Source organism: Wolbachia endosymbiont of Tuta absoluta, from assembly GCF_059414725.1.
Window position 1 is genome coordinate 1 of record NZ_JBNRJY010000287.1, and the last position, 18,952, is coordinate 18,952.

The 18,952-nt window shown below is 34.5% G+C and carries 16 protein-coding genes, 1 tRNA gene, 2 rRNA genes and 2 pseudogenes; 14 read left to right on the forward strand and 7 right to left on the reverse strand.

Annotation, left to right across the window (positions count from 1 at the left end; translation table 11 throughout):
- The first annotated feature begins 377 nt into the window (after nucleotides 1–377).
- The 8 genes from rplU to ruvC all read left to right on the forward strand — a co-directional run bounded on the left by rplU (nucleotide 378) and on the right by ruvC (nucleotide 5,089).
- Nucleotides 378–680 (forward strand): 50S ribosomal protein L21, encoded by a 303-nt coding sequence (gene rplU / locus ACJ5GX_RS03135; protein WP_007302510.1) that lies wholly within the window; start codon nucleotides 378–380, stop codon nucleotides 678–680.
- A gap of 10 nt (nucleotides 681–690) precedes the next feature.
- A complete protein-coding gene (rpmA, locus tag ACJ5GX_RS03140; RefSeq protein ID WP_006012184.1) occupies nucleotides 691–960 on the forward strand; it encodes a 50S ribosomal protein L27 in 270 nt (89 codons plus the stop codon).
- Between the two features lie 8 nt (nucleotides 961–968).
- Nucleotides 969–1,045: transfer RNA gene (locus tag ACJ5GX_RS03145), tRNA-Ile, on the forward strand.
- 39 nt (nucleotides 1,046–1,084) lie between these two features.
- Nucleotides 1,085–2,251, forward strand: a complete 1,167-nt coding sequence (gene metK / locus ACJ5GX_RS03150; RefSeq protein WP_019236911.1) for a methionine adenosyltransferase — start codon at nucleotides 1,085–1,087, stop codon at nucleotides 2,249–2,251.
- A gap of 109 nt (nucleotides 2,252–2,360) precedes the next feature.
- Nucleotides 2,361–3,026: a TenA family protein gene (locus tag ACJ5GX_RS03155; RefSeq protein ID WP_007302512.1), complete on the forward strand. Its 666-nt coding sequence runs from the start codon at nucleotides 2,361–2,363 to the stop codon at nucleotides 3,024–3,026.
- 39 nt (nucleotides 3,027–3,065) lie between these two features.
- Complete coding sequence (locus ACJ5GX_RS03160) at nucleotides 3,066–3,725, forward strand: TenA family protein (RefSeq protein WP_007302513.1); 660 nt, start codon at nucleotides 3,066–3,068, stop codon at nucleotides 3,723–3,725.
- A gap of 47 nt (nucleotides 3,726–3,772) precedes the next feature.
- Nucleotides 3,773–4,600: a cytochrome c oxidase subunit 3 gene (locus ACJ5GX_RS03165; RefSeq protein WP_019236912.1), complete on the forward strand. Its 828-nt coding sequence runs from the start codon at nucleotides 3,773–3,775 to the stop codon at nucleotides 4,598–4,600.
- Complete coding sequence (gene ruvC / locus ACJ5GX_RS03170; protein WP_019236913.1) at nucleotides 4,601–5,089, forward strand: crossover junction endodeoxyribonuclease RuvC; 489 nt, start codon at nucleotides 4,601–4,603, stop codon at nucleotides 5,087–5,089.
- A gap of 25 nt (nucleotides 5,090–5,114) precedes the next feature.
- On the opposite strand, the gene ruvX is transcribed toward ruvC, so the two are convergent.
- From ruvX to ACJ5GX_RS03185, 3 genes are read right to left on the reverse strand one after another with little or no spacing between them, the layout of a single operon-like run.
- On the reverse strand, nucleotides 5,115–5,582 hold the full coding sequence (ruvX, locus tag ACJ5GX_RS03175) for a Holliday junction resolvase RuvX (RefSeq protein WP_019236914.1): 468 nt from the start codon (nucleotides 5,580–5,582) through the stop codon (nucleotides 5,115–5,117).
- A gap of 57 nt (nucleotides 5,583–5,639) precedes the next feature.
- Nucleotides 5,640–7,424, reverse strand: coding sequence for a ribonucleoside-diphosphate reductase subunit alpha (locus ACJ5GX_RS03180; RefSeq protein ID WP_007302519.1), 1,785 nt, complete (start codon nucleotides 7,422–7,424; stop codon nucleotides 5,640–5,642).
- A 48-nt stretch (nucleotides 7,425–7,472) separates the two neighbouring features.
- Entirely contained in the window at nucleotides 7,473–8,543 is a 1,071-nt protein-coding gene (locus tag ACJ5GX_RS03185) for a methyltransferase domain-containing protein (protein ID WP_007302520.1), read from the reverse strand.
- Nucleotides 8,544–8,874: 331 nt separating this feature from the next.
- Here ACJ5GX_RS03185 and ACJ5GX_RS03190 point away from each other — a divergent pair.
- The 3 genes and pseudogenes from ACJ5GX_RS03190 to ACJ5GX_RS03200 all read left to right on the forward strand — a co-directional run.
- Nucleotides 8,875–11,639, forward strand: a 23S ribosomal RNA gene (locus ACJ5GX_RS03190).
- A 67-nt stretch (nucleotides 11,640–11,706) separates the two neighbouring features.
- Nucleotides 11,707–11,813 (forward strand): 5S ribosomal RNA (gene rrf / locus ACJ5GX_RS03195).
- Between the two features lie 191 nt (nucleotides 11,814–12,004).
- A pseudogene (locus ACJ5GX_RS03200) lies at nucleotides 12,005–12,862 on the forward strand (IS66 family transposase); the annotation flags it as partial.
- Here ACJ5GX_RS03200 and ACJ5GX_RS03205 read toward each other — a convergent pair.
- The 3 genes from ACJ5GX_RS03205 to rpmH are packed head-to-tail and all read right to left on the reverse strand — an operon-like array spanning nucleotide 12,841 to nucleotide 13,618.
- Nucleotides 12,841–13,062, reverse strand: a complete 222-nt coding sequence (locus ACJ5GX_RS03205; protein ID WP_007302521.1) for a hypothetical protein — start codon at nucleotides 13,060–13,062, stop codon at nucleotides 12,841–12,843. The pseudogene ACJ5GX_RS03200 and the gene ACJ5GX_RS03205 sit on opposite strands and share 22 nt — an antisense overlap.
- A gap of 60 nt (nucleotides 13,063–13,122) precedes the next feature.
- Complete coding sequence (gene rnpA / locus ACJ5GX_RS03210; RefSeq protein ID WP_081439702.1) at nucleotides 13,123–13,500, reverse strand: ribonuclease P protein component; 378 nt, start codon at nucleotides 13,498–13,500, stop codon at nucleotides 13,123–13,125.
- On the reverse strand, nucleotides 13,484–13,618 hold the full coding sequence (gene rpmH / locus ACJ5GX_RS03215) for a 50S ribosomal protein L34 (RefSeq protein ID WP_080600798.1): 135 nt from the start codon (nucleotides 13,616–13,618) through the stop codon (nucleotides 13,484–13,486). The genes rnpA and rpmH overlap by 17 nt, the downstream gene beginning before the upstream one ends.
- A 107-nt stretch (nucleotides 13,619–13,725) precedes the next feature.
- Between rpmH and pstC the strand changes: the two genes are divergently transcribed.
- The 3 genes from pstC to ACJ5GX_RS03230 all read left to right on the forward strand — a co-directional run bounded on the left by pstC (nucleotide 13,726) and on the right by ACJ5GX_RS03230 (nucleotide 16,694).
- On the forward strand, nucleotides 13,726–14,814 hold the full coding sequence (gene pstC / locus ACJ5GX_RS03220; RefSeq protein WP_012482001.1) for a phosphate ABC transporter permease subunit PstC: 1,089 nt from the start codon (nucleotides 13,726–13,728) through the stop codon (nucleotides 14,812–14,814).
- Between the two features lie 96 nt (nucleotides 14,815–14,910).
- A complete protein-coding gene (gene atpD / locus ACJ5GX_RS03225; protein WP_007302524.1) occupies nucleotides 14,911–16,347 on the forward strand; it encodes a F0F1 ATP synthase subunit beta in 1,437 nt (478 codons plus the stop codon).
- Nucleotides 16,348–16,352: 5 nt separating this feature from the next.
- Nucleotides 16,353–16,694 carry a hypothetical protein gene (locus ACJ5GX_RS03230; RefSeq protein ID WP_019236916.1) on the forward strand — a complete coding sequence of 114 codons (342 nt, stop codon included), beginning with the start codon at nucleotides 16,353–16,355 and terminating at the stop codon, nucleotides 16,692–16,694.
- 402 nt (nucleotides 16,695–17,096) lie between these two features.
- On the opposite strand, the pseudogene ACJ5GX_RS03235 reads toward ACJ5GX_RS03230, so the two are convergent.
- A pseudogene (locus tag ACJ5GX_RS03235) lies at nucleotides 17,097–18,812 on the reverse strand (hypothetical protein); the annotation flags it as partial.
- Nucleotides 18,813–18,952 lie beyond the last annotated feature (140 nt).

An 18,952-nucleotide genomic window follows, 5' to 3' on the forward strand; every position in this document is an offset into this window, starting at 1 on the left:
GATCAACAGCCAGACGTAGAAAAGTTTTTTTCCTACCAGATAGGTGCTGGTATTAATCTTCCACTTTCTGAGAGAACGAATGTTTTCGCTGGCTATAAACTTCACAAGTTCAGTAATTTTTCTCATGGGTTTGAACTTGGAATGAGTTTTAATTTATAAGCTCCGATTGAATGTTTTTAGTGAAAGCTTGAGTTTTTATTAACGTCGTAAAGTTTTCATGAGACTAAGAGAATTTGAGAGTAGTCAAGTTTTAAAACTTGACTACTCTCCACGAGGAAAAGCAGATAAAGGTAGAAGTATTTCATGTTTTTATTTATATTGACAGTATGTGTGACATCATTTACGATTAGTGTTAATAACAATAATTGATATTTGTCATGTTTGCAGTAATCGAAACTGGTGGAAAGCAGTATTTAGTAAAAAAAGGCAGCATAATTAAAGTAGAAAGATTACAAGCTGAAGAAAAAGAGGAAGTGGAAATCAATAAAGTGATTTGTGTTTCAAACAATGGCTTATCTTGTTCATCTAATGCTGTTGTTAAAGCTGAAGTACTGGAGCAGTGTAGAGATAAAAAAATTATAATCTTTAAGAAAAAGAGAAGAAAAAATTACCGTAGGAAAAATGGTCATAGGCAGTATATTACTGTTCTTCGTATCAATGAAATTAGTCTTCAAAAGTAAGAGGTAAGATATGGCAACTAAAAAATCAGGTGGTAGTTCCTGTAATGGTAGAGATTCGGCAGGGCGTCGACTCGGGATAAAGAAGAATGGTGAGGTTATTCCAGGTAACATAATTGTACGTCAAAGAGGTACAAAATTTCATCCTGGAAAGAATGTTGGTATGGGTAAAGATCATACGATTTTTGCTAAAACGAAAGGCTGGGTGAGTTTTAGAAAATCAGCAAATAAAAAGACGTTTATTGATGTTGTGCCTACAGATGATATGCAAGCCTTGGCTTGAATAGATACGGGTCTGTAGCTCAGGTGGTTAGAGCGCACGCCTGATAAGCGTGAGGTCGGAGGTTCAACTCTTCCCAGACCCACCATTTAAATTTGCAATAGTTTTGATATCGTGTAACTAAGCGATGGTTTTACATAAGAATTCAGTAACCAGTGAATCAGTAGCAGCCGGTCATCCAGACAAAGTAGCAGACCAGATTTCAGATGCAATACTTGACGAATACCTTTTTAATGACTCTTCCTCTCGTACTGCAATAGAGACTTTAGTTACTAAAGATAATGTTATTATAGCTGGGGAAGTATTTGGGCCGAACATTGAAAATAGCAAGATTGAAAGTATTGTACGGAATACAATAAAAGATATTGGTTATGAGCATGATGGTTTCCACTGGGAAACAGTGAAAGTAAATATATTACTACATGAACAATCAAATGACATTGCAATAGGTGTGGATCAAGGTGCTGGGGATCAGGGCATAATGTATGGCTATGCAACAATAGAGACAGAAAGCCTCATGCCAGCACCCATTTTTTATGCACACTCGATTCTGAGAAATATCATGAGTATGGTCAAAGGGGTAAAGCTTGGTCCGGATGCAAAATCGCAAATCACTTTGGCGTATGAGAATAACCTTCCAGTGCGTGCTGAAAGTATTGTTGTTTCAATACAGCATCTTGAGGATCTGAGTCAATCGAAAGTGAAGGAAATAATTTATCCTTACATAGCTTCATCTTTACCTGAAGGGTGGATGTGCCCTAAAGAAAATCTCTTAGTCAATCCAACAGGTAGATTTGTTATTGGTGGACCAGTTGGTGATTGTGGATTAACCGGACGAAAAATTATGGTTGATACTTATGGAGGCTATATTCCACACGGTGGAGGAGCGTTTTCTGGAAAAGATGCAACAAAAGTTGATAGATCCGCAGCTTATATGGCGAGATACCTTGCTAAAAATATTGTCTTTGCAGGTTTAGCTGAACGTTGTCTTGTGCAGCTTTCTTATGCAATTGGTGTCTCAAAACCTACTTCATTTTACATTGATACATTTGGCACGAATACAATAGATGAAGAGAGGATTAAAGGGTTTATTGAAGGTAACATAGATTTATCAACTAAAGGCATAATAAGACATTTATCACTTAATCGTCCTATATATAAACGTACAGCCTGCTATGGGCATTTTGGTAAAAAGTTAGAAAGTGATGGTGGATTTTCTTGGGAAGGTGTGGACTTATCTACTGATTTTTGTAAAGAATTTAATATAGAAGAAGAAAAGAGAGAATTTCTTTAAACTATTAAACTCTTTTATTTCTAGCTTGATACTGATATAATAACTTATTATAAATTGTAAGTAACTTTTTAGTAACTATACTAGTTTTAATATTTATGAGGCTTACAAGATGTCCAACAAACCAAAAGAAGAATTTTATGATATTGCTATAAAAGAATCATCTGATCTTATTGAAGAAATAAAAGAACATCCTTTCAATGTTGAATTGATAAACAATACGCTAGATTATGAAAAGTTCAAAATTTATCTTCAGCAGGATTTTTTATATTTAGTGGACTGTACTCGTGCTTTATTGATTATTGCAGCTAAAGTTGATGACATTGAAATAATGGGCAGTTTGGTTAATGTAGCAAGGGGAACATTTGCGGTTCGAAAGCAGTATACTGAATATTTTGAGACTTGTGATTTATCCGATAATCATAAAAAATCAAAATCTTGTTCTGCTTTTACTGATTTTTTTATGCGTGCTGCATATCATAATTCTGTTGCTGAAGCTTTAGCAGCGTCTTATCCTTGTTTTAATATATACCAAATTATTATAAATCATATGGTAGGAGAGGTTATGCCTAAAAAAGTTGAAGATCACAGATATCAAGGGTGGATTGATATCTATAATAACACAGTAATGAATGCTACGATTAATCAAGTTACTGACGTTGCAAATAATCTATATGCAAAGGCTGGTGATTGTGAGAGGAAAAAGATGCGTGAGTTTTTTAAGAGAGGTCTAGAGCTAGAAATAATGTTTTGGGATGAGATGTATTCTCTAGCATAATCTGTAGTATTAACACTAAATTATATTCTAGTTTATGTGATGTTTAGTGGTATAATTAAGAGTTATTATGGGTCAAATCTTTTAAAGGATATTATTGAGCATCCTTTCAATGTTGAATTAGCAAATAATACTTTAAACATAGAAAACTTCAAATTTTATATACAACAAGATGCATTCTTTTTAGCTGATTATGTTCGTACTGTTTTAATGACTGCATCAAAAATGGAGAGTTGTAATAACATTGTTCCATTGATTGGGGTGGCTAAAGGAGGAATAGAGATTATGAGAGTGTTATACGACCACTACTTTACTGTATACTCCATAAATCGTGGAGAAAAGTCGCTTGAATGTTTCAATTTTACTAACTTTCTTTTGTCTACTTCGTATAGCGACATTTATGAAGCTGTAACAGTTCTTTACTCTTGCCATTTTATATATAAAATTATTGTTGATAATATGAGAAATAAAATTAAAAAAAATAATAGATATAAGGATTGGTTTGATTTTTTTGGCGGTAGTTTGATGGAATCTGGATGTGTTGCTTTGGAAGATATTGTTGACGAGTATTGTAACAAAGCAAGGGAAAGTGAAAGAACCAGAATGCTTGAATTATTTAAAATAACTGCACAATTTGAGTTAGACTTTTGGAATAGCGCATATAATTTTTCAAAATTTGATCAAGATTTTAAGAAATATTGACAATTTTAAGCTAATTTGTATGCTTGATATGTATTTTTGAAGGTGATATGAAAAGTAAAGAACATGATTTTCATTTAGTGGACCCAAGTCCCTGGCCAATTGCTATATCAGCAGCAATTCTTGTTCTTGCACTTGGATTAGTTGGTACACTCCATAAACAAATTTCTGGAATATTTGGTTTAGTTTTGGGAATCTCTGCGGTATCAGGAGTGCTGTTTTATTGGTGGAGAGATGTAATAAGAGAAGCAATTTATGATAAATGCCATACTGCCATTGTAAAACATGGACTCAAGCTTGCAATGTACTTATTTATCCTCTCGGAAGTTGTGTTTTTTATAGCGTTCTTTTGTTCATTCTTTAAAGCCTGGCTTGATCCGGTTTTTTTATTTGAAGCGTTTTCTCCTACAAAAAAAGTTGAATGGCCCCCTGAAGGGATTTTACCACCGGATCCGTGGTCGTTACCATTTATGAATACACTAATATTATTACTTTCTGGTACAACGATTACTTCAGCACATCATTTTTTACTTGAAAATGATCAAAAGAGCATGATTAAAATGCTGTCTATAACTATATTGCTTGGGATGTTCTTTATAATAGTGCAAGCAATTGAGTATTATGAAGCAAGTTTTTCTCTACAAGAAGCGGGAGAGAAACTTATCTATACATCCAACTTTTACATGATTACTGGTTTTCATTGTGTACATGTTATAATAGGGATAATATTCTTGTCAGTATGTTTATTTAGAGCTCGAAAAAATCAGATTACACCTCAAGATCATTTATGTTTTGAGTTTGCTTCTTGGTATTGGCACTTCGTTGATGTAGTTTGGATATTTTTATTTTTGTTTGTTTATTGGCTCAGCATTTATTAAGTGATTAAGATAATAGGTCTAGATCCAGGAATAAGCAAAACTGGTTGGGCAATTATCAATCTGGAAGAAAAAAATAGTATTGAATTTTTGGGTGGTGGTGCCATATCAACTGATAGTAAGTTGGGTACAGGTGAGCGTTTACATATAATTTTTGAAGAATTAAAGAAAGTAATTTCTCTATACTCTCCAAATGAAGCTGCAGTAGAGAAAATTTTTGTTAATAAGAACCCAAAATCTTCGCTAACTTTAGGATATGCAAGAGCGATTGCAATTTTAATATTACGAATGACGGATTTACCCATGAATGAATATGATGCAAACTATATAAAAAAGAGCATTACTGGAAATGGTCATGCTGATAAGGATCAGATTATATTTATGGTGAAGCAAATAGTTAAAAACTTAAATATAAAATGTCATCATACTGCTGATGCTCTTGCTACAGCAATTTGTCATGCTTATACGAGAAGTTCTTGTTTTATTGAATAGTTTTACATGAATTCAGTTGAAAAAACTATTTGATGGTATTTATCTTATCTAACGTTCGTTGCAGAATAATACATGCAGCAATTTTATCATCTATTTTTTTTGATTTTGTGATTGATATTCCAGTAATTTTTAGTGCGTGAGTTGCAAGAGATGTTGATAGACTTTCGTCTTGTAGGTATATGTGTACTTTACATTTTTTTATTATTTTATTTGCAAACTGGATTATTGCTTTACACCATTCAGTCTCTTGGTCATCTATTTTGAATGGTAGTCCTATTACCATTGATCCAGCTTCATTTTCTTTAAGCACTCTATTTAGATAACCTAAATCTTTGCTCATATTTCTTCTATAATATATACTATGAGCTGTAGCTATAAGCTGTGTTTTATCACTAAATGCTATGCCTATTTGTTTTTCTCCCATATCAAGGCACATTATACGTTTATCTCTTGGAATAGACTTTAGAAATTCATCTGGATTTATATGTAGCATCTATGAAAACATAACTTTTGTACAATTGTATTTTTGTGACAGTAAGTTATGTACAGTCTACTGGCATGATAGACATTCATCATAATTAATATCTGTTTTTTGTTGCAATATTTCACTTTTTTTGAATATGTCATGTGAGACCTTGTCAGCTCTCTGCATTGATTGTGATCTGCAATAATACAAGCTTTTTAATCCTTTTTTCCAAGCAAGCATATGTATTTTGTGTAAGTAACGTTTATGCACATTGGCAGGTAAGAACAGATTTACTGATTGAGATTGACAAATATAAGGAGTTCTATCACTTGCATGTTCTATGATCCATTGTTGATCAAGTTCGTATGCTGTTTTAAATGTCAGTTTTTCATGCTTGCTAAGAAAATCTAAATGCTGAACAGAACCCTCATTTGTTGAAATTGAGGACCATATTTCATCATTGTCTTGATTTTTTTCTGCTAGTAGTTTTTGCAAGAATTTATTTCGTACTACAAATGAACCTGTAAGTGTCTTCTGTATAAATACGTTTGCTGCATATGGCTCTATTCCAGGGGAAGTGTTGCCTGCGATAATCGAAATTGAGGCAGTTGGAGCAATAGCGAGCTTATGTGTAAACCTTTCCATTAGATCGATTTCTTTAGCATCAAGACATGGACCTTTTTCTTCTGCTAATTTTTTAGAAACTACATCTGCTTGCTCGCGCAAATGCTTAAATACTTTTTTATTCCATTGTTGGGCTGTTACTGATTCAAAAGGAACCATTTTACTTTGTAAAAATGAATGAAAACCCATCACGCCAAGACCGATACTACGCTCTCTTATTGCGGAATATTTTGCTCGCTGTATTTCATTTGGTGCTTGGTTTATGAAATCCTCTAATACATTATCAAGAAAACGCATTATATCTTCTATGAAAAGCTCATTATCTTTCCATTCTTCGTAGTATTCAAGATTTACGGATGATAAACAACATACAGCAGTGCGTGACTTTTTCAGGTGATCGTAACCTGTAGTTAAAGTTATTTCACTGCATAGGTTTGACATTTTGATGTCTAAGTTGAGTTTTTTGTAAGATTCTGGCTTATTGTTATTTGTTGCATCAAGGAAAATAATGTAAGGTTCTCCAGTTTCAACTCTTGCTGTTAATATTTTAATCCATATATCCCGTGCTTTTACTGTTGAAATAACTTTATTGTTATGAGGGCTTATTAAATCCCATTCTTGATCATCTTCAACAGCTTGCATAAACTTATCTGTTACTATTACAGCATGATGTATATTTAATGCTTTGCGATTTGGGTCACCACCAGTTGGCTTACGTAAATCTAGAAACTCTTCTATTTCTGGATGCCATACAGGAAGATAAACTGCTGAGCTTCCTCTTCTTAAGGATCCTTGGCTGATTGCAAGCGTCAGAGCATTTTGTACTACGATAAATGGCACAATTCCTGATGTTTTACCGCTACCTTTGACACTTTCACCAATTGAACGTAAATTTCCCCAATAACTACCTATTCCACCACCACGTGCAGCGAGCCAAACATTTTCATTCCATAAATCAACTATTCCCTGCAAGCTATCTTCAGTTTCGTTAAGAAAGCAGGAAATAGGCAATCCTCTCTTGGTACCACCATTACTAAGTATTGGAGTTGAAGGCATGAACCATAAATTGCTCATGTAATCATAAAGACGCTGTGCATGCTCTTTATTATCAGAGTAGTAATTGGCAATACGTATAAAGAGATCTTGATAACTTTCATTTTCTATTAAATACCTGTCCAATAGAACTGCTTTTCCAAAATCAGTTAATTTACTATCCTTTGCGTAGTTAATAGCAATGTAATTCATAAGACTCCCTTTATGATAATATAGACATTTATTTGAGCGATTTCTCGATTAAGTTGTTAAATTTTTTTGTGGATACTGTAATGCAAACAAGATACCATCAACTTGGCTGCCATATATTTTACAGTAACTCATTTGACTTATTTGCATATTTGTTTCTTTTGCAACATGCTGAATATAATCTTCTGAGTGACGAAAATAATCTCCTTTGTTTACAAAGTCAATACCTTTACCTTCCTTTCTTCTTACTAAACATACAATAACCCCTTTTTTGTTTGTCAATCCTTTTGCTAGTTCCAATTCTGCTAGAAAATCATGTAGATAGTGTAGCACTTCAGCAAAGATAATTACATCATACTGCTGGTTCTTCTCTTGTTTAAGAAACTCTTTCATTTCTGTATGTATTAACTCATCGTAAACAGGTTTACCTTTTATAAGGCATCCTCTTGCAATATTGAGCATTCTATTTGAGATGTCAACTCCTGTTATGCGACTTCTAATATTACTTATTTTTAGGAAGTGACCACATATTCCAGTACCGCAACCAAGGTCGAGTATATTCAGTTTAGAAGTGGAGTTGTTAAAGACTTTTGTAATTATCATGTGTACTAGTTCATGCCCTCTGTATTGTTTGGCAATTAGCCAATGCTCAACAAAATATTCACCTGTGTAATCAAAATATTGCTTTATGAGATTTTCAGGCAATTCCACAATATCTGATGTGTTTGTTATTTTCTTTATATAGTAAGAAGCTTCTTTATGACTACTATCTAATTTTAGGGTTTTTGTTAAATAATTATAAGCTTTGTTAGTATTGCCTACTGCAAAATGACATCTTCCGATATTATACCAGACTAGAGGTAAATTAGGGTAGAATATGCTAATTAACCAAAATCTTAACTTTGCATCTGATATATTACCTTTATAGAAGTGATATAACCCGATTTCAGTGTTGGTATTTAACAGGTTTTTAGATTTTTCAAGAAACACTACAATTTCTTTATGGAGAGTACTGTATTTATCCATAATGAAATTTTTTACTTTTTTACTATTTAATAAGCCAGTGAGCTTGGATATACAATTTAAAGCAAAGTTTTTTATAAAAGATAGATTACTTTTCATACATTAGAAATACTCCAAATGTTCATTTTCATTTTTAGGTAACTAATTTTAACACATTTTATCTTACAAAATATCTTTTTCATTAATTTTTCTGTACATATCAATTTGTCAAATATTTCTTAGATTATAATGTTTAAGATTGCTGGTATATTGTTGTTGATAATAATAGGTAAATGTTTTGTGTAAAAAGGCGTTGACATATGATTTATCAGATTGTAACATATAAAAGATTAGTTTTTAGATGTTTGAAAAGTTTTATGGTAGAGATTATTTAATCTCAATTCAATTGTAAGTTAATATTTAACTCTGCATATTCTACATATAGTCAGATAAATAAATTATTAAGAGCACTTGATGGATGCCTTGGCGTTAAGAGGCGATGAAGGACGTGGCAGGCTGCGATAAGCTGCGGGAAATTGTCAACAAATTTTGATCCGCAGATTTCCGAATGGGGAAACCCAACTAGCTTAGCTAGTTATTATATACTAAGTATATAAAGCAAACTTGGTGAACTGAAATATCTAAGTAGCCAAAGGAAAAGAAATCAACCGAGATTCTGTTAGTAGTGACGAGCGAAAGCGGAAAAGGCTAGTGATTTAAAAATAAGAATTAGAATACTCTGGAAATGGTAACCATAGAAGGTGATAGTCCTGTACAAATAGAAAGTTTTTAAATCCTTGAGTAGAGCGGGGCACGTGAAATCCTGTTTGAATATGGGGGGACCATCCTCCAAGCCTAAATACTCCTTAACGACCGATAGTGAACAAGTACCGTGAGGGAAAGGTGAAAAGAACCCCGGGAGGGGAGTGAAATAGAATCTGAAATCAAGTGCTTACAAACAGTTGGAGCTCTATATCAATTTATTGATATTTAGAGTGACAGCGTACCTTTTGCATAATGGGTCAGCGAGTTAATCTATGAAGCAAGCTTAAGCCGATAGGTGTAGGCGTAGCGAAAGCAAGTCTGAATAGGGCGTTTAGTTTTATGGATTAGACCCGAAACCAAGTGATCTAGTCATGACCAGATTGAAGGTATGGTAAAACATACTGAAGGATCGAACCAGTTAATGTTGCAACATTATTGGATGAGTTGTGATTAGGGGTGAAAGGCCAATCAAACTTGGAAATAGCTGGTTCTCCGCGAAATCTATTTAGGTAGAGCGTTGTATTTATGTTGTTGGGGGTAGAGCACTGGATAGACTAGGGGGATTCATCATCTTACCAAATCTAACCAAACTCCGAATACCAATAATTAATTATACAGCAGACACACTATGGGTGCTAAGTCCGTGGTGGAAAGGGAAACAGCCCAGATCACTATCTAAGGTCCCAAAATTACAGCTAAGTGGGAAAGGAAGTAGAAAAACCATTACAGCTAGGAGGTTGGCTTGGAAGCAGCCATCCTTTAAAGAAAGCGTAACAGCTCACTTGTCTAAATAAGTTTTTCTGCGCCGAAAATGTACCGGGGCTAAAGCTGTATACCGAAGATGTGGGTGCTTATTAATTTCGATTAATAGGCGCGGTAGCGGAGCGTTCCGTAAGTCTGTGAAGGTGGTTTGTAAAAACTGCTGGAGATATCGGAAGTGAGAATGCTGACATAAGTAGCGTAAAAGAGTGTGAAAAACACTCTCACCAAAAATCTAAGGGTTCCTACGTTAAGTTAATCTGCGTAGGGTTAGTCGGTTCCTAAGGCGAGTCCGTAAAGGAGTAGTCGATGGCAATTAGGTTAATATTCCTAAACCTCTTAAGTGTGACGGGTTTTGTATTTGTATAGGTCTTATTGGATTGATCTATGCTTAAAAGAAGCTCCAGGAAATAGCACTTATATTTATGAGGCCGTACCGTAAACCGACACTGGTGGATGAGTAGAGTATACTAAGGTGTTGAAAGAATGATGTTGAAGGAACTCGGCAAATTATACCTGTAACTTCGGAAGAAGGGTAACCTGCTTTTAGGCAACTACAAGTAGGTGGCACAAAATAGGGAGTAGCGACTGTTTACTAAAAACACAGGACTCTGCAAACACGTAAGTGGAAGTATAGGGTCTGACGCCTGCCCGGTGCTGGAAGGTTAATAGGAGGGGTGCAAGCTCTGAATTGAAGCCCCAGTAAACGGCGGCCGTAACACTGACGGTCCTAAGGTAGCGAAATTCCTTGTCGGGTAAGTTCCGACCCGCACGAATGGCGTAACGATTTCTCCACTGTCTCCAACATCACTTCAGCGAAATTGAATTCCCCGTGCAGATGCGGGGTACCCGCGGTTAGACGAAGAGACCCCGTGCACCTTTACTATAGCTTTACATTGCTATTAAAAGTGTGATGTGCAGGATAGGTGGGAGACTTTGAAGTTATGGCGCTAGCTATAATGGAGTTAACCTTGAGATACCACCCTTTACACTTTTGATATCTAACTATGTTTCATTATCTGGAACTAGGACATTGTATGGTGGGTAGTTTGACTGGGGCGGTCGCCTCCTAAAAAGTAACGGAGGCGTGCGAAGGTAAGCTAGAGCTGGTCGGAAATCAGCTTGATAGTACAATGGCATAAGCTTGCCTGACTGCGAGGCTGACAAGCCAAGCAGAGACGAAAGTCGGTCATAGTGATCCGGTAATTCTGTATGGAAGGGTTATCGCTCAACGGATAAAAGGTACGCCGGGGATAACAGGCTGATGGTGTTCGAGAGTTCATATCGACGACACCGTTTGGCACCTCGATGTCGACTCATCACATCCTGGGGCTGGAGAAGGTCCCAAGGGTTCGGCTGTTCGCCGATTAAAGTGTTACGTGAGTTGGGTTTAGAACGTCGTGAGACAGTTCGGTTTCTATCTGCCGTGGGTGAAGGAAATTTGAGAAGATCTGACTCTAGTACGAGAGGACCGAGATGTATATACCTCTGGTGTACCAGCTGTTATGCCAATAGCATCGCTGGGTAGCTATGTATAGATGGGATAATTGCTGAAAGCATATAAGCAAGAAACCCTCTTCAAAAAAATTTCCCAATTAAGGCCGTGGGAGACTACCACGTTGATAGGCTAGGTGTAGAAGCATGGTAACATGTGAAGCTAACTGGTACTAATAGCCTGATTGATTTATTTGCTTTCTATATGTGCATATGCAGTGTTAAATATTAAATTAAAATTTATTAAGTCAGAAATTTTTGTTGACTTGGTGGCTATAGCAAAAATGAACCACCCGATCTCATTTCGAACTCGGAAGTGAAACTTTTTAGCGCCGATGATACTTAAAAAGGGAAAGTAGGTCGTTGCCAAGTTTATAAAAATTTCTTCTTATTTATATCTTTTCAGTAGAGCGATGAAACAAGGTAAACATAGAGTAGCTGTGAGGTAATATAACTGATCTTTTAGAACTCTGCGAAAACTTTAAGATAAAAGTAGAAAATTTAAAAGTAGAATTTGTCACTTATTTCCAAATTAGGAGGAGAGATAGCAACATTTAACAAATCATCAAACAATTGATCTTCCGAAAATCAAACTTTATATAATTGAATATTAATTAAGTTGTTGGAGATGAGGAGAAAGAAGAAGTAGCAAACTACCAAAAAGCAGATACATTTGGTCCAATAGTTAGGTGATAATTGTAGCACTCAGTGGATCTTATAAAAATTCAAAACGTGAAAATTATAAGTGATGTTTTTAATGTGAATTGAAAGCGTATCAAATAGTGAATATAGAATTCCCTCAAATGCAAAAAGGTGTATGAGCAAATCGAATAAGAAAAGTGAGGTTTTGCGCATCAACGTGTTATAATAAAGGTAAACTTGGTTAGTGCTGAAGCAATACTGCAAGTTTTAAAGGGAAAGAAGATTTAAAAGACAGTGTATGTTGCAATCGTAATAGTCGCTGAAAGGTACTTTGAAACATAGCTGGACTATTGAAGTTAAAATTCTGGGCTGTTACTTAAAAAACGCATCCACTGAATTATTTATGCTAAAAAAAGCTTTATTAAAAAATGAAACAGAAGTGTAAGAAAGTTGCAAAACGTATAAGGTATTACTTGAAGCTACCTATCTGAAGCAACTGGAGCTTCTCAAGTTGCGAAAAATATTTTAAAATCTGAAAGAATGATGTGAAATTTTTTAAGTAAACCAGAAAGTATTCCACTATCACGCTGAACAGCAAATTAGGCATTATATCGTTTACTGTAAAAGCTCATATTTTACGTAATCAGAGCTAGGAACTTGAAAGGATAATTTCATTATACTTAACATGGAAACAAAGAGAACTATACAATCCCCTACCTATCGTTTCTTCAACCACTTCCCTGAACGGGTACTTTTATCAAACTATTCTCTTATTGTAATGAGTTGCTTCTATATTAAAATTTAGCAATTTCCCTCTAGGATTATCTTTATTTTGTTCTAAATATTGGCTTTGTTCAAATGCCATTCCCCATTGTGTACGATAGCTAGACTTTCTATATTCATAAAAACTCTCTTCAGCATTATTTGTATCGAGCTTTTTATCTTGTTTTTTTATACTTTCTACCTCAAGCACCCACATCTATTAATTTATTTTAAAAACCTCACTTATCTTATCATAAAAAATATAGCTGTAAATACTTTAGTGAAAATTCCTTCTTATTTTATCTTTCTTTAAGCAAATATTGAGGTCTTTTTGTAAATTTTTATAGCCTGCTTGCATAATGTTTTGATGGGTTAGTATTATGTAATAGTATCCTACATTACTTATATTAGAAATGCTAACTTTAGCTAGCATTCGTAATTGCCTTTTTATTTTATTTCTTTTTGCTGCTTTTCCGACTTTTTTACTGATAGCCAGACCTACTCTAATAACATGAATATACTTTTCAGGTTCTCTTTCTTTTATAGCATATAGTGATATATATACCCCTCGATAAAAAAGACTGTAAGATGCTAATCTGTTTTTAAAAGCAAAGGAAAACTCTTTTTTTTTATGCTTACTATGCGCATAATTTATTACACCCTAATGAGCGACGCTTATTAAGAATTTTTCTTCCAGCTTTTGTTGACATACGTGAACGAAATCCATGTTTGTGCTTTTTTTTAAAATTTTTTGGTTGAAATGTTCTTTTCATTGTTTTTATATTAATATGACTATTTATTTTAAACTATTTTGCTCTATTGTCAAATAATGGTCAACTTCTGTGGCATTCTTGTTGAATAAAATTTGATATATGGAAAAATGAATTTAATTATAGGCGTACTTGTTTTACTAGTCCTTTTATTTTGTTTGAGTAAGTTTCAAGCAGTAAGTAAAGTTAAGTCTTATATATATTTGAGTTGTATGTGGATGCTACCTTGTTTGTTAGCATTCTATGATGGTTATTTTATAACTTCTATTTCTATAGCGTTACTTTTTTTTATGCTGATTTTTATCCTTAAAGGTAAAAGAAATAAGATGGTAAAATTTTTGTTATTTATGGCTTTAGCAATATCACTTTTTATCACTTTATTTATAATGCTATCTATTTTTGTTCAGTCCATTTCTTTTTTTAATAAAGTAGCTATTTCAGAATTCTTATTTTGCTTAAAATGGAAGCATAATGTAGCTATTATTGGTGAAGGAGAGGTGGGGTGTTTTGGTATAGCGCCACTTTTAGTGGGGACATTACTTATAACTATTGTAGCAATGTTAGTTGCGGTGCCGCTTGGTTTATTTTCTGCAATATATATTAGTGAGTATGCGAGTGAAAAAGTGCGTTATGTTATTAATACAGCCTTACAGGTTTTGTCTGCTATTCCTACTGTTGTATATGGATACTTCTCAGTTATATTTTTGTCTTTTTTTATAAAGCAGGTAGCAAATTTTTTTAATTTAAGTATACACTCAGAAAGTGCTTTGATTGCTGGTTTATCGATCGGGGTAATGATTCTTCCTTTTATTATTTCTTTGCTTGAAGATGCTATAAGATCTGTTCCAAAAAGTTTACGTTATGGTTTTATGGCGCTTGGCGCAACACCAGCGGAAACTATATGGCATATAACAATACCTTATGCAATGCCTACAATTTTAAGTGCAATTTTATTATCAATTTCAAGAGTAATAGGTGAAACAATGATTGTACTAATGGCTGTGGGAATCAATGCAAATTTGACCTTTAATCCTCTCAATTCAGTTACTACTATCACTGTACAAATTGCTACATTACTTACCGGAGATCAGGATTTCAATAGTGTGCAAACTCTTGCTGCTTATGCGCTTAGTTTGGTGCTGTTTGTTATTACTTGGCTATTGAATGCATTTGCATTGTTTATAATGAAACGTAACTAGTAAGTGTTTTAATATTGCAAAATTTCTGTTAATAATATAAGATTTATTTTCTTTAGAAGTTCTTTTATAGAATTGTAGTGTTAGGTGATGAAAGAGATGAGTACAGGTAAAGTAGTTAAAATAACTCAAGCAGTTGTTGATTTAAAATTTGAAGACGGGTTGCCTAAGATATTTAATGCTTTAAAAAGCAAACTAAAATATAAGGGCAAGGAGCTAGTTTTAGAGGTTTCACAGCATATAGGTGACAATATAGTTCGTTGCATTGCTATGGATAGCACAGATGGTATGTCAAGAGGTGATGAGTTTGTTGATACAGGTGCACCAATATCAGTTCCGGTTGGACGCTCAACTTTAGGAAGGATTTTTAATGTTGTAGGGGAGCTTATAGATGAGTGTGGTCCGCTAAAAGGAAAGTATGATTTAGAACCTATACATAGATCACCTCCAAGCTTTACTGAGCAGAAGATACAGGAAGAAGTTTTAGTTACAGGAATAAAGGTTATAGATCTTCTTGCTCCTTATCTTAAAGGAGGAAAAATTGGCTTATTTGGTGGCGCTGGTGTTGGTAAAACAGTTCTGATAATGGAGCTGATTAACAACATAGCAAAAGCTCATAAAGGATTTTCTGTGTTTGCTGGAGTAGGAGAGAGAACGCGTGAAGGTAATGATCTTTATAACGAGATGATTACTTCGAATGTAATAGATATAAATGAGCACGAAAAATCTCAAGCCGTTTTGGTTTATGGTCAAATGAATGAACCTCCTGGAGCAAGGGCTAGGGTTGCTTTAACAGCACTAACTATGGCGGAGTATTTTCGTGATCATGAAAATCAAGATGTTCTATTTTTTGTAGATAATATCTTCCGTTTTACTCAAGCTGGCTCTGAAATTTCTGCTTTGCTTGGAAGAATACCGTCGGCTGTTGGTTATCAGCCAACTCTTGCGACTGATATGGGCGCTATGCAAGAGAGAATAGCCTCAACTACTGCTGGTTCTATTACTTCTGTACAGGCTATATATGTTCCTGCAGACGATTTGACCGATCCAGCTCCAGCAACGACATTCTCTCATCTTGATGCAACCACAGTGTTGTCAAGGCAGATAGCTGAAATGGGTATATATCCTGCTGTTGATCCACTTGACTCAACTTCTCAGTCTTTATCTGCTGAAATCATTGGTGAAGAACATTATAATGTGGCTTCTGAGGTGAAACGTATATTGCAAACTTATAAGTCGCTGCAAGATATTATCGCAATACTTGGTATGGATGAACTATCTGATGAAGATAAAATTATTGTTGATAGAGCTCGTAAAATTCAGAAGTTTCTTTCTCAACCTTTTCATGTTGCGGAGGTATTTACTGGCATGTCTGGCAAATTTGTTTCACTTTCTGATACTATTTCTAGTTTTAAAGGAATTATTGAAGGTAAATATGATCATCTGCCAGAAGCTGCTTTTTATATGGTGGGAAGTATAAGTGAAGCAATAGAAAAGGCTGAATCAATAAAAGCTGAAGTTGGAGCCGGACATTAAAGATTATGAACACTTTTAAGGTGCAATTTTTTTCTCCTGATAATCGAATTTCATTCGATGAAGTAGTTTCTCTTTCAGTGAACGGGCTTAAAGGGGAATTGATGATTTTAGCCTACCATTCCCCTTATTTAATTTATTTATTGCCTGGTATAATTACTGCTCAAATGAGTAACCAGACAAAGGAAAAAATTGTAATTGATAATGGTATATTGGAGGTTGCAAATAATAATTGTAACATTGTAACAAATCAAATTCAGGTTTTTGATCATTTGACTCATGATGAGGAATCATTAAAAAATAAGAGAGTTGGTATATATTTAAGTTATCTTGATGTCAAATCTCTTTAGGGGCTCTTTTTTTGTTCAAGAAATGGGTTTACTCTTGTCATCTCAATGTTTGTCGTTCAAGTAGCTGACACACAACTGTACGAACATTAGAAGGATATCATCCCAGTGCTCAGACACTGAAATCTAGAAATTTTTACAACTAGGATCGTATGGTCAAGACTACAATTGTGCAAAAGTTGCAGCTTTGAAGGTAAAAGTACAAAAAATAGTGTCATCCCAGTGCGTGACACTGGGATCTATCTTATTTTAATCGTGGATATTATTTTAACATATGTTCCTAGAATTTGTTGTCCATTGCGTAATTCACAAATGTTTTTATCCAGTGTCACGTACTGGAATGACAAGAGTTGAATGACAGGAAAAAAAGCACTGATTTTACATGCATCTAAATAAGTATGTTTATTAAACACTTCCGTGCTGACTTTGGCTACACACCTTTGAGGGACTGCTGATGAAGTCTAGAAGTGAATTACAACAATCATCATCACTATAAAATGCACTATCAGAGCTTGAAGATCTAGATTTTCTTTCTGCATTATCAACTTCCCCTACAAGCTGATCAGATATTTTTGCACGATTGTTCAAAGGTTCCTGTTGAGAAATCTCTGTACTTAACATTTCTACTTGGTTATTTAGATGTTGCTCTTTACCGTTTAGCTCTTCTCTTTCTCCCGTTATTCTTTCAATTTCCATATCTTTAATCTTTTCTTTCAATATTTCAATCTCATTCTCATACTCTTCAAACTTTGGTTCTATAAATGAACGGTATTGATCCATTATTTCTTCTTCCATCTCCTGCCGTAACTGTTCTCTTTGCCTCTCAATTTGCTCATCTTTAGTCTCTAGCTCTCCCTCTGACGATTTAAAATCCCACTTTTCATCCCACTCTAGCTCACTTACCTCTTGTTCATCAGATTCTAAATGTGCGTTATGCTCACTTTGCAAATTTTGCATTTGAGGTTTTAAATTCGTTAAACGTTCATCCTGCCGTAACTGTTCTTCTTGACTCTTAATCTGCTTATTTTTAAGCTCTACCTCGTTCTTTAACTCTTCATATTTCCACTTTAGCTGATCTACCTCTTGTTTATAAGATTCCAGATTTGTGTTGTACTTATAATCTAAGCATTGAATTGTAGATTTTAAATTCTGTATATCTTTCCAATTTTCATCTAATATATCTCCTGCTTCCTCTTCCGCTTTTTTAAACTGTTTCAATTTATCTTCCAGTTTTTCATTTTTTGCATTAGCAATTGTTAACTTTTTCTCTAGATCTTTCTTTCCTTCATGTGCACGTTCAAGTTCTTGTATTTTCTCTTGCAGCTCTGTTGATATATTTTCTAGCTTCTCATCTTTTTGTGTTAGTCCAATTTGCAATTTTACGTTTTTTTGCTTTTCTTCTTCAAGTTTATTCTGTAAATCACTATTGCACTTCTCTAATTCTTCAATTTCTTGCTTAGCCTCCATGAGTTCCTGTTCTGATTTTTTTTGCTTTATTATGCAATTACTTAACAGCTGGTCTAATTCCTCTTGCAATTTTCTTACCTCACTTGTCAACTCTTCTTTTTCTGCATTAGCAACTTCCAGCCTCTTCTTTAGATCTTCTTTTTCTTCTTCATACACACTCTCAAGTTTTTGCGCTCTTTCTTCCAGCTCTGTTGACATATTTGCTAGCTTTTCATTTTTTTGTGTCAGTTCAGCTTGCAATTTTGCATTTTTTTGCTTTTCCTCTCCAAGTTCATTCTGTAAATCACTATTATGCTTTTCAAATTCTTGCTCAGCCTTGTCGAGCCTATATTTTAAATTCGTTAAGCGCTCATTCTCTTCGATCATTATACGTTCTGCTTGCTCGCTCTCTATCTGCAATGTATCTTCCAGTTTCTTATTTTTTACATTGGCAACTTCCAGCTTTTTCTTCAGGTCTTTCTTTTCTTCATATGCACCTTCAAGTTCTTGCGCTCTTTCTTGCAGCTCTGTTGACATATTTGCTAGTTTTTCATCTTTTTGTGTCAGTTCAGTTTGTAATTTTGCATTTTTTTGCTTTTCTTCTCCAAGTTTATTCTGTAAATCACTATTATGCTTTTTTAACTCTTCAAATTTTTGCTCAGCATCTTCGAGTCTAGTGTGCCGTAGAGACACAAGGAATGTTCAAGTAAGAGCAAACTAAGTGCAAAAGCTACGCAATAGATGGGGGTGGGCCCCTCGGAGCCGGCTTACAAGAGCAGGCTTCAAACAACCATAAGCTGCTTTGGTAAAAAGCT

What these genes read in the sequence shown, in the direction of transcription:
- rpmH (WP_080600798.1), bottom strand. Translation starts at nt 13,618, where the DNA reads ATGAAAAGAACATTTCAACCAAAAAATTTTAAAAAAAAGCACAAACAT.
- ACJ5GX_RS03180 (WP_007302519.1), bottom strand. Translation starts at nt 7,424, where the DNA reads ATGAATTACATTGCTATTAACTACGCAAAGGATAGTAAATTAACTGAT.
- ACJ5GX_RS03160 (WP_007302513.1), top strand. Translation starts at nt 3,066, where the DNA reads ATGTTTAGTGGTATAATTAAGAGTTATTATGGGTCAAATCTTTTAAAG.
- ACJ5GX_RS03185 (WP_007302520.1), bottom strand. Translation starts at nt 8,543, where the DNA reads ATGAAAAGTAATCTATCTTTTATAAAAAACTTTGCTTTAAATTGTATA.
- ACJ5GX_RS03155 (WP_007302512.1), top strand. Translation starts at nt 2,361, where the DNA reads ATGTCCAACAAACCAAAAGAAGAATTTTATGATATTGCTATAAAAGAA.
- atpD (WP_007302524.1), top strand. Translation starts at nt 14,911, where the DNA reads ATGAGTACAGGTAAAGTAGTTAAAATAACTCAAGCAGTTGTTGATTTA.
- ACJ5GX_RS03230 (WP_019236916.1), top strand. Translation starts at nt 16,353, where the DNA reads ATGAACACTTTTAAGGTGCAATTTTTTTCTCCTGATAATCGAATTTCA.
- ruvX (WP_019236914.1), bottom strand. Translation starts at nt 5,582, where the DNA reads ATGCTACATATAAATCCAGATGAATTTCTAAAGTCTATTCCAAGAGAT.
- ACJ5GX_RS03165 (WP_019236912.1), top strand. Translation starts at nt 3,773, where the DNA reads ATGAAAAGTAAAGAACATGATTTTCATTTAGTGGACCCAAGTCCCTGG.
- pstC (WP_012482001.1), top strand. Translation starts at nt 13,726, where the DNA reads ATGAATTTAATTATAGGCGTACTTGTTTTACTAGTCCTTTTATTTTGT.
- metK (WP_019236911.1), top strand. Translation starts at nt 1,085, where the DNA reads ATGGTTTTACATAAGAATTCAGTAACCAGTGAATCAGTAGCAGCCGGT.
- rplU (WP_007302510.1), top strand. Translation starts at nt 378, where the DNA reads ATGTTTGCAGTAATCGAAACTGGTGGAAAGCAGTATTTAGTAAAAAAA.
- ACJ5GX_RS03205 (WP_007302521.1), bottom strand. Translation starts at nt 13,062, where the DNA reads ATGTGGGTGCTTGAGGTAGAAAGTATAAAAAAACAAGATAAAAAGCTC.
- rpmA (WP_006012184.1), top strand. Translation starts at nt 691, where the DNA reads ATGGCAACTAAAAAATCAGGTGGTAGTTCCTGTAATGGTAGAGATTCG.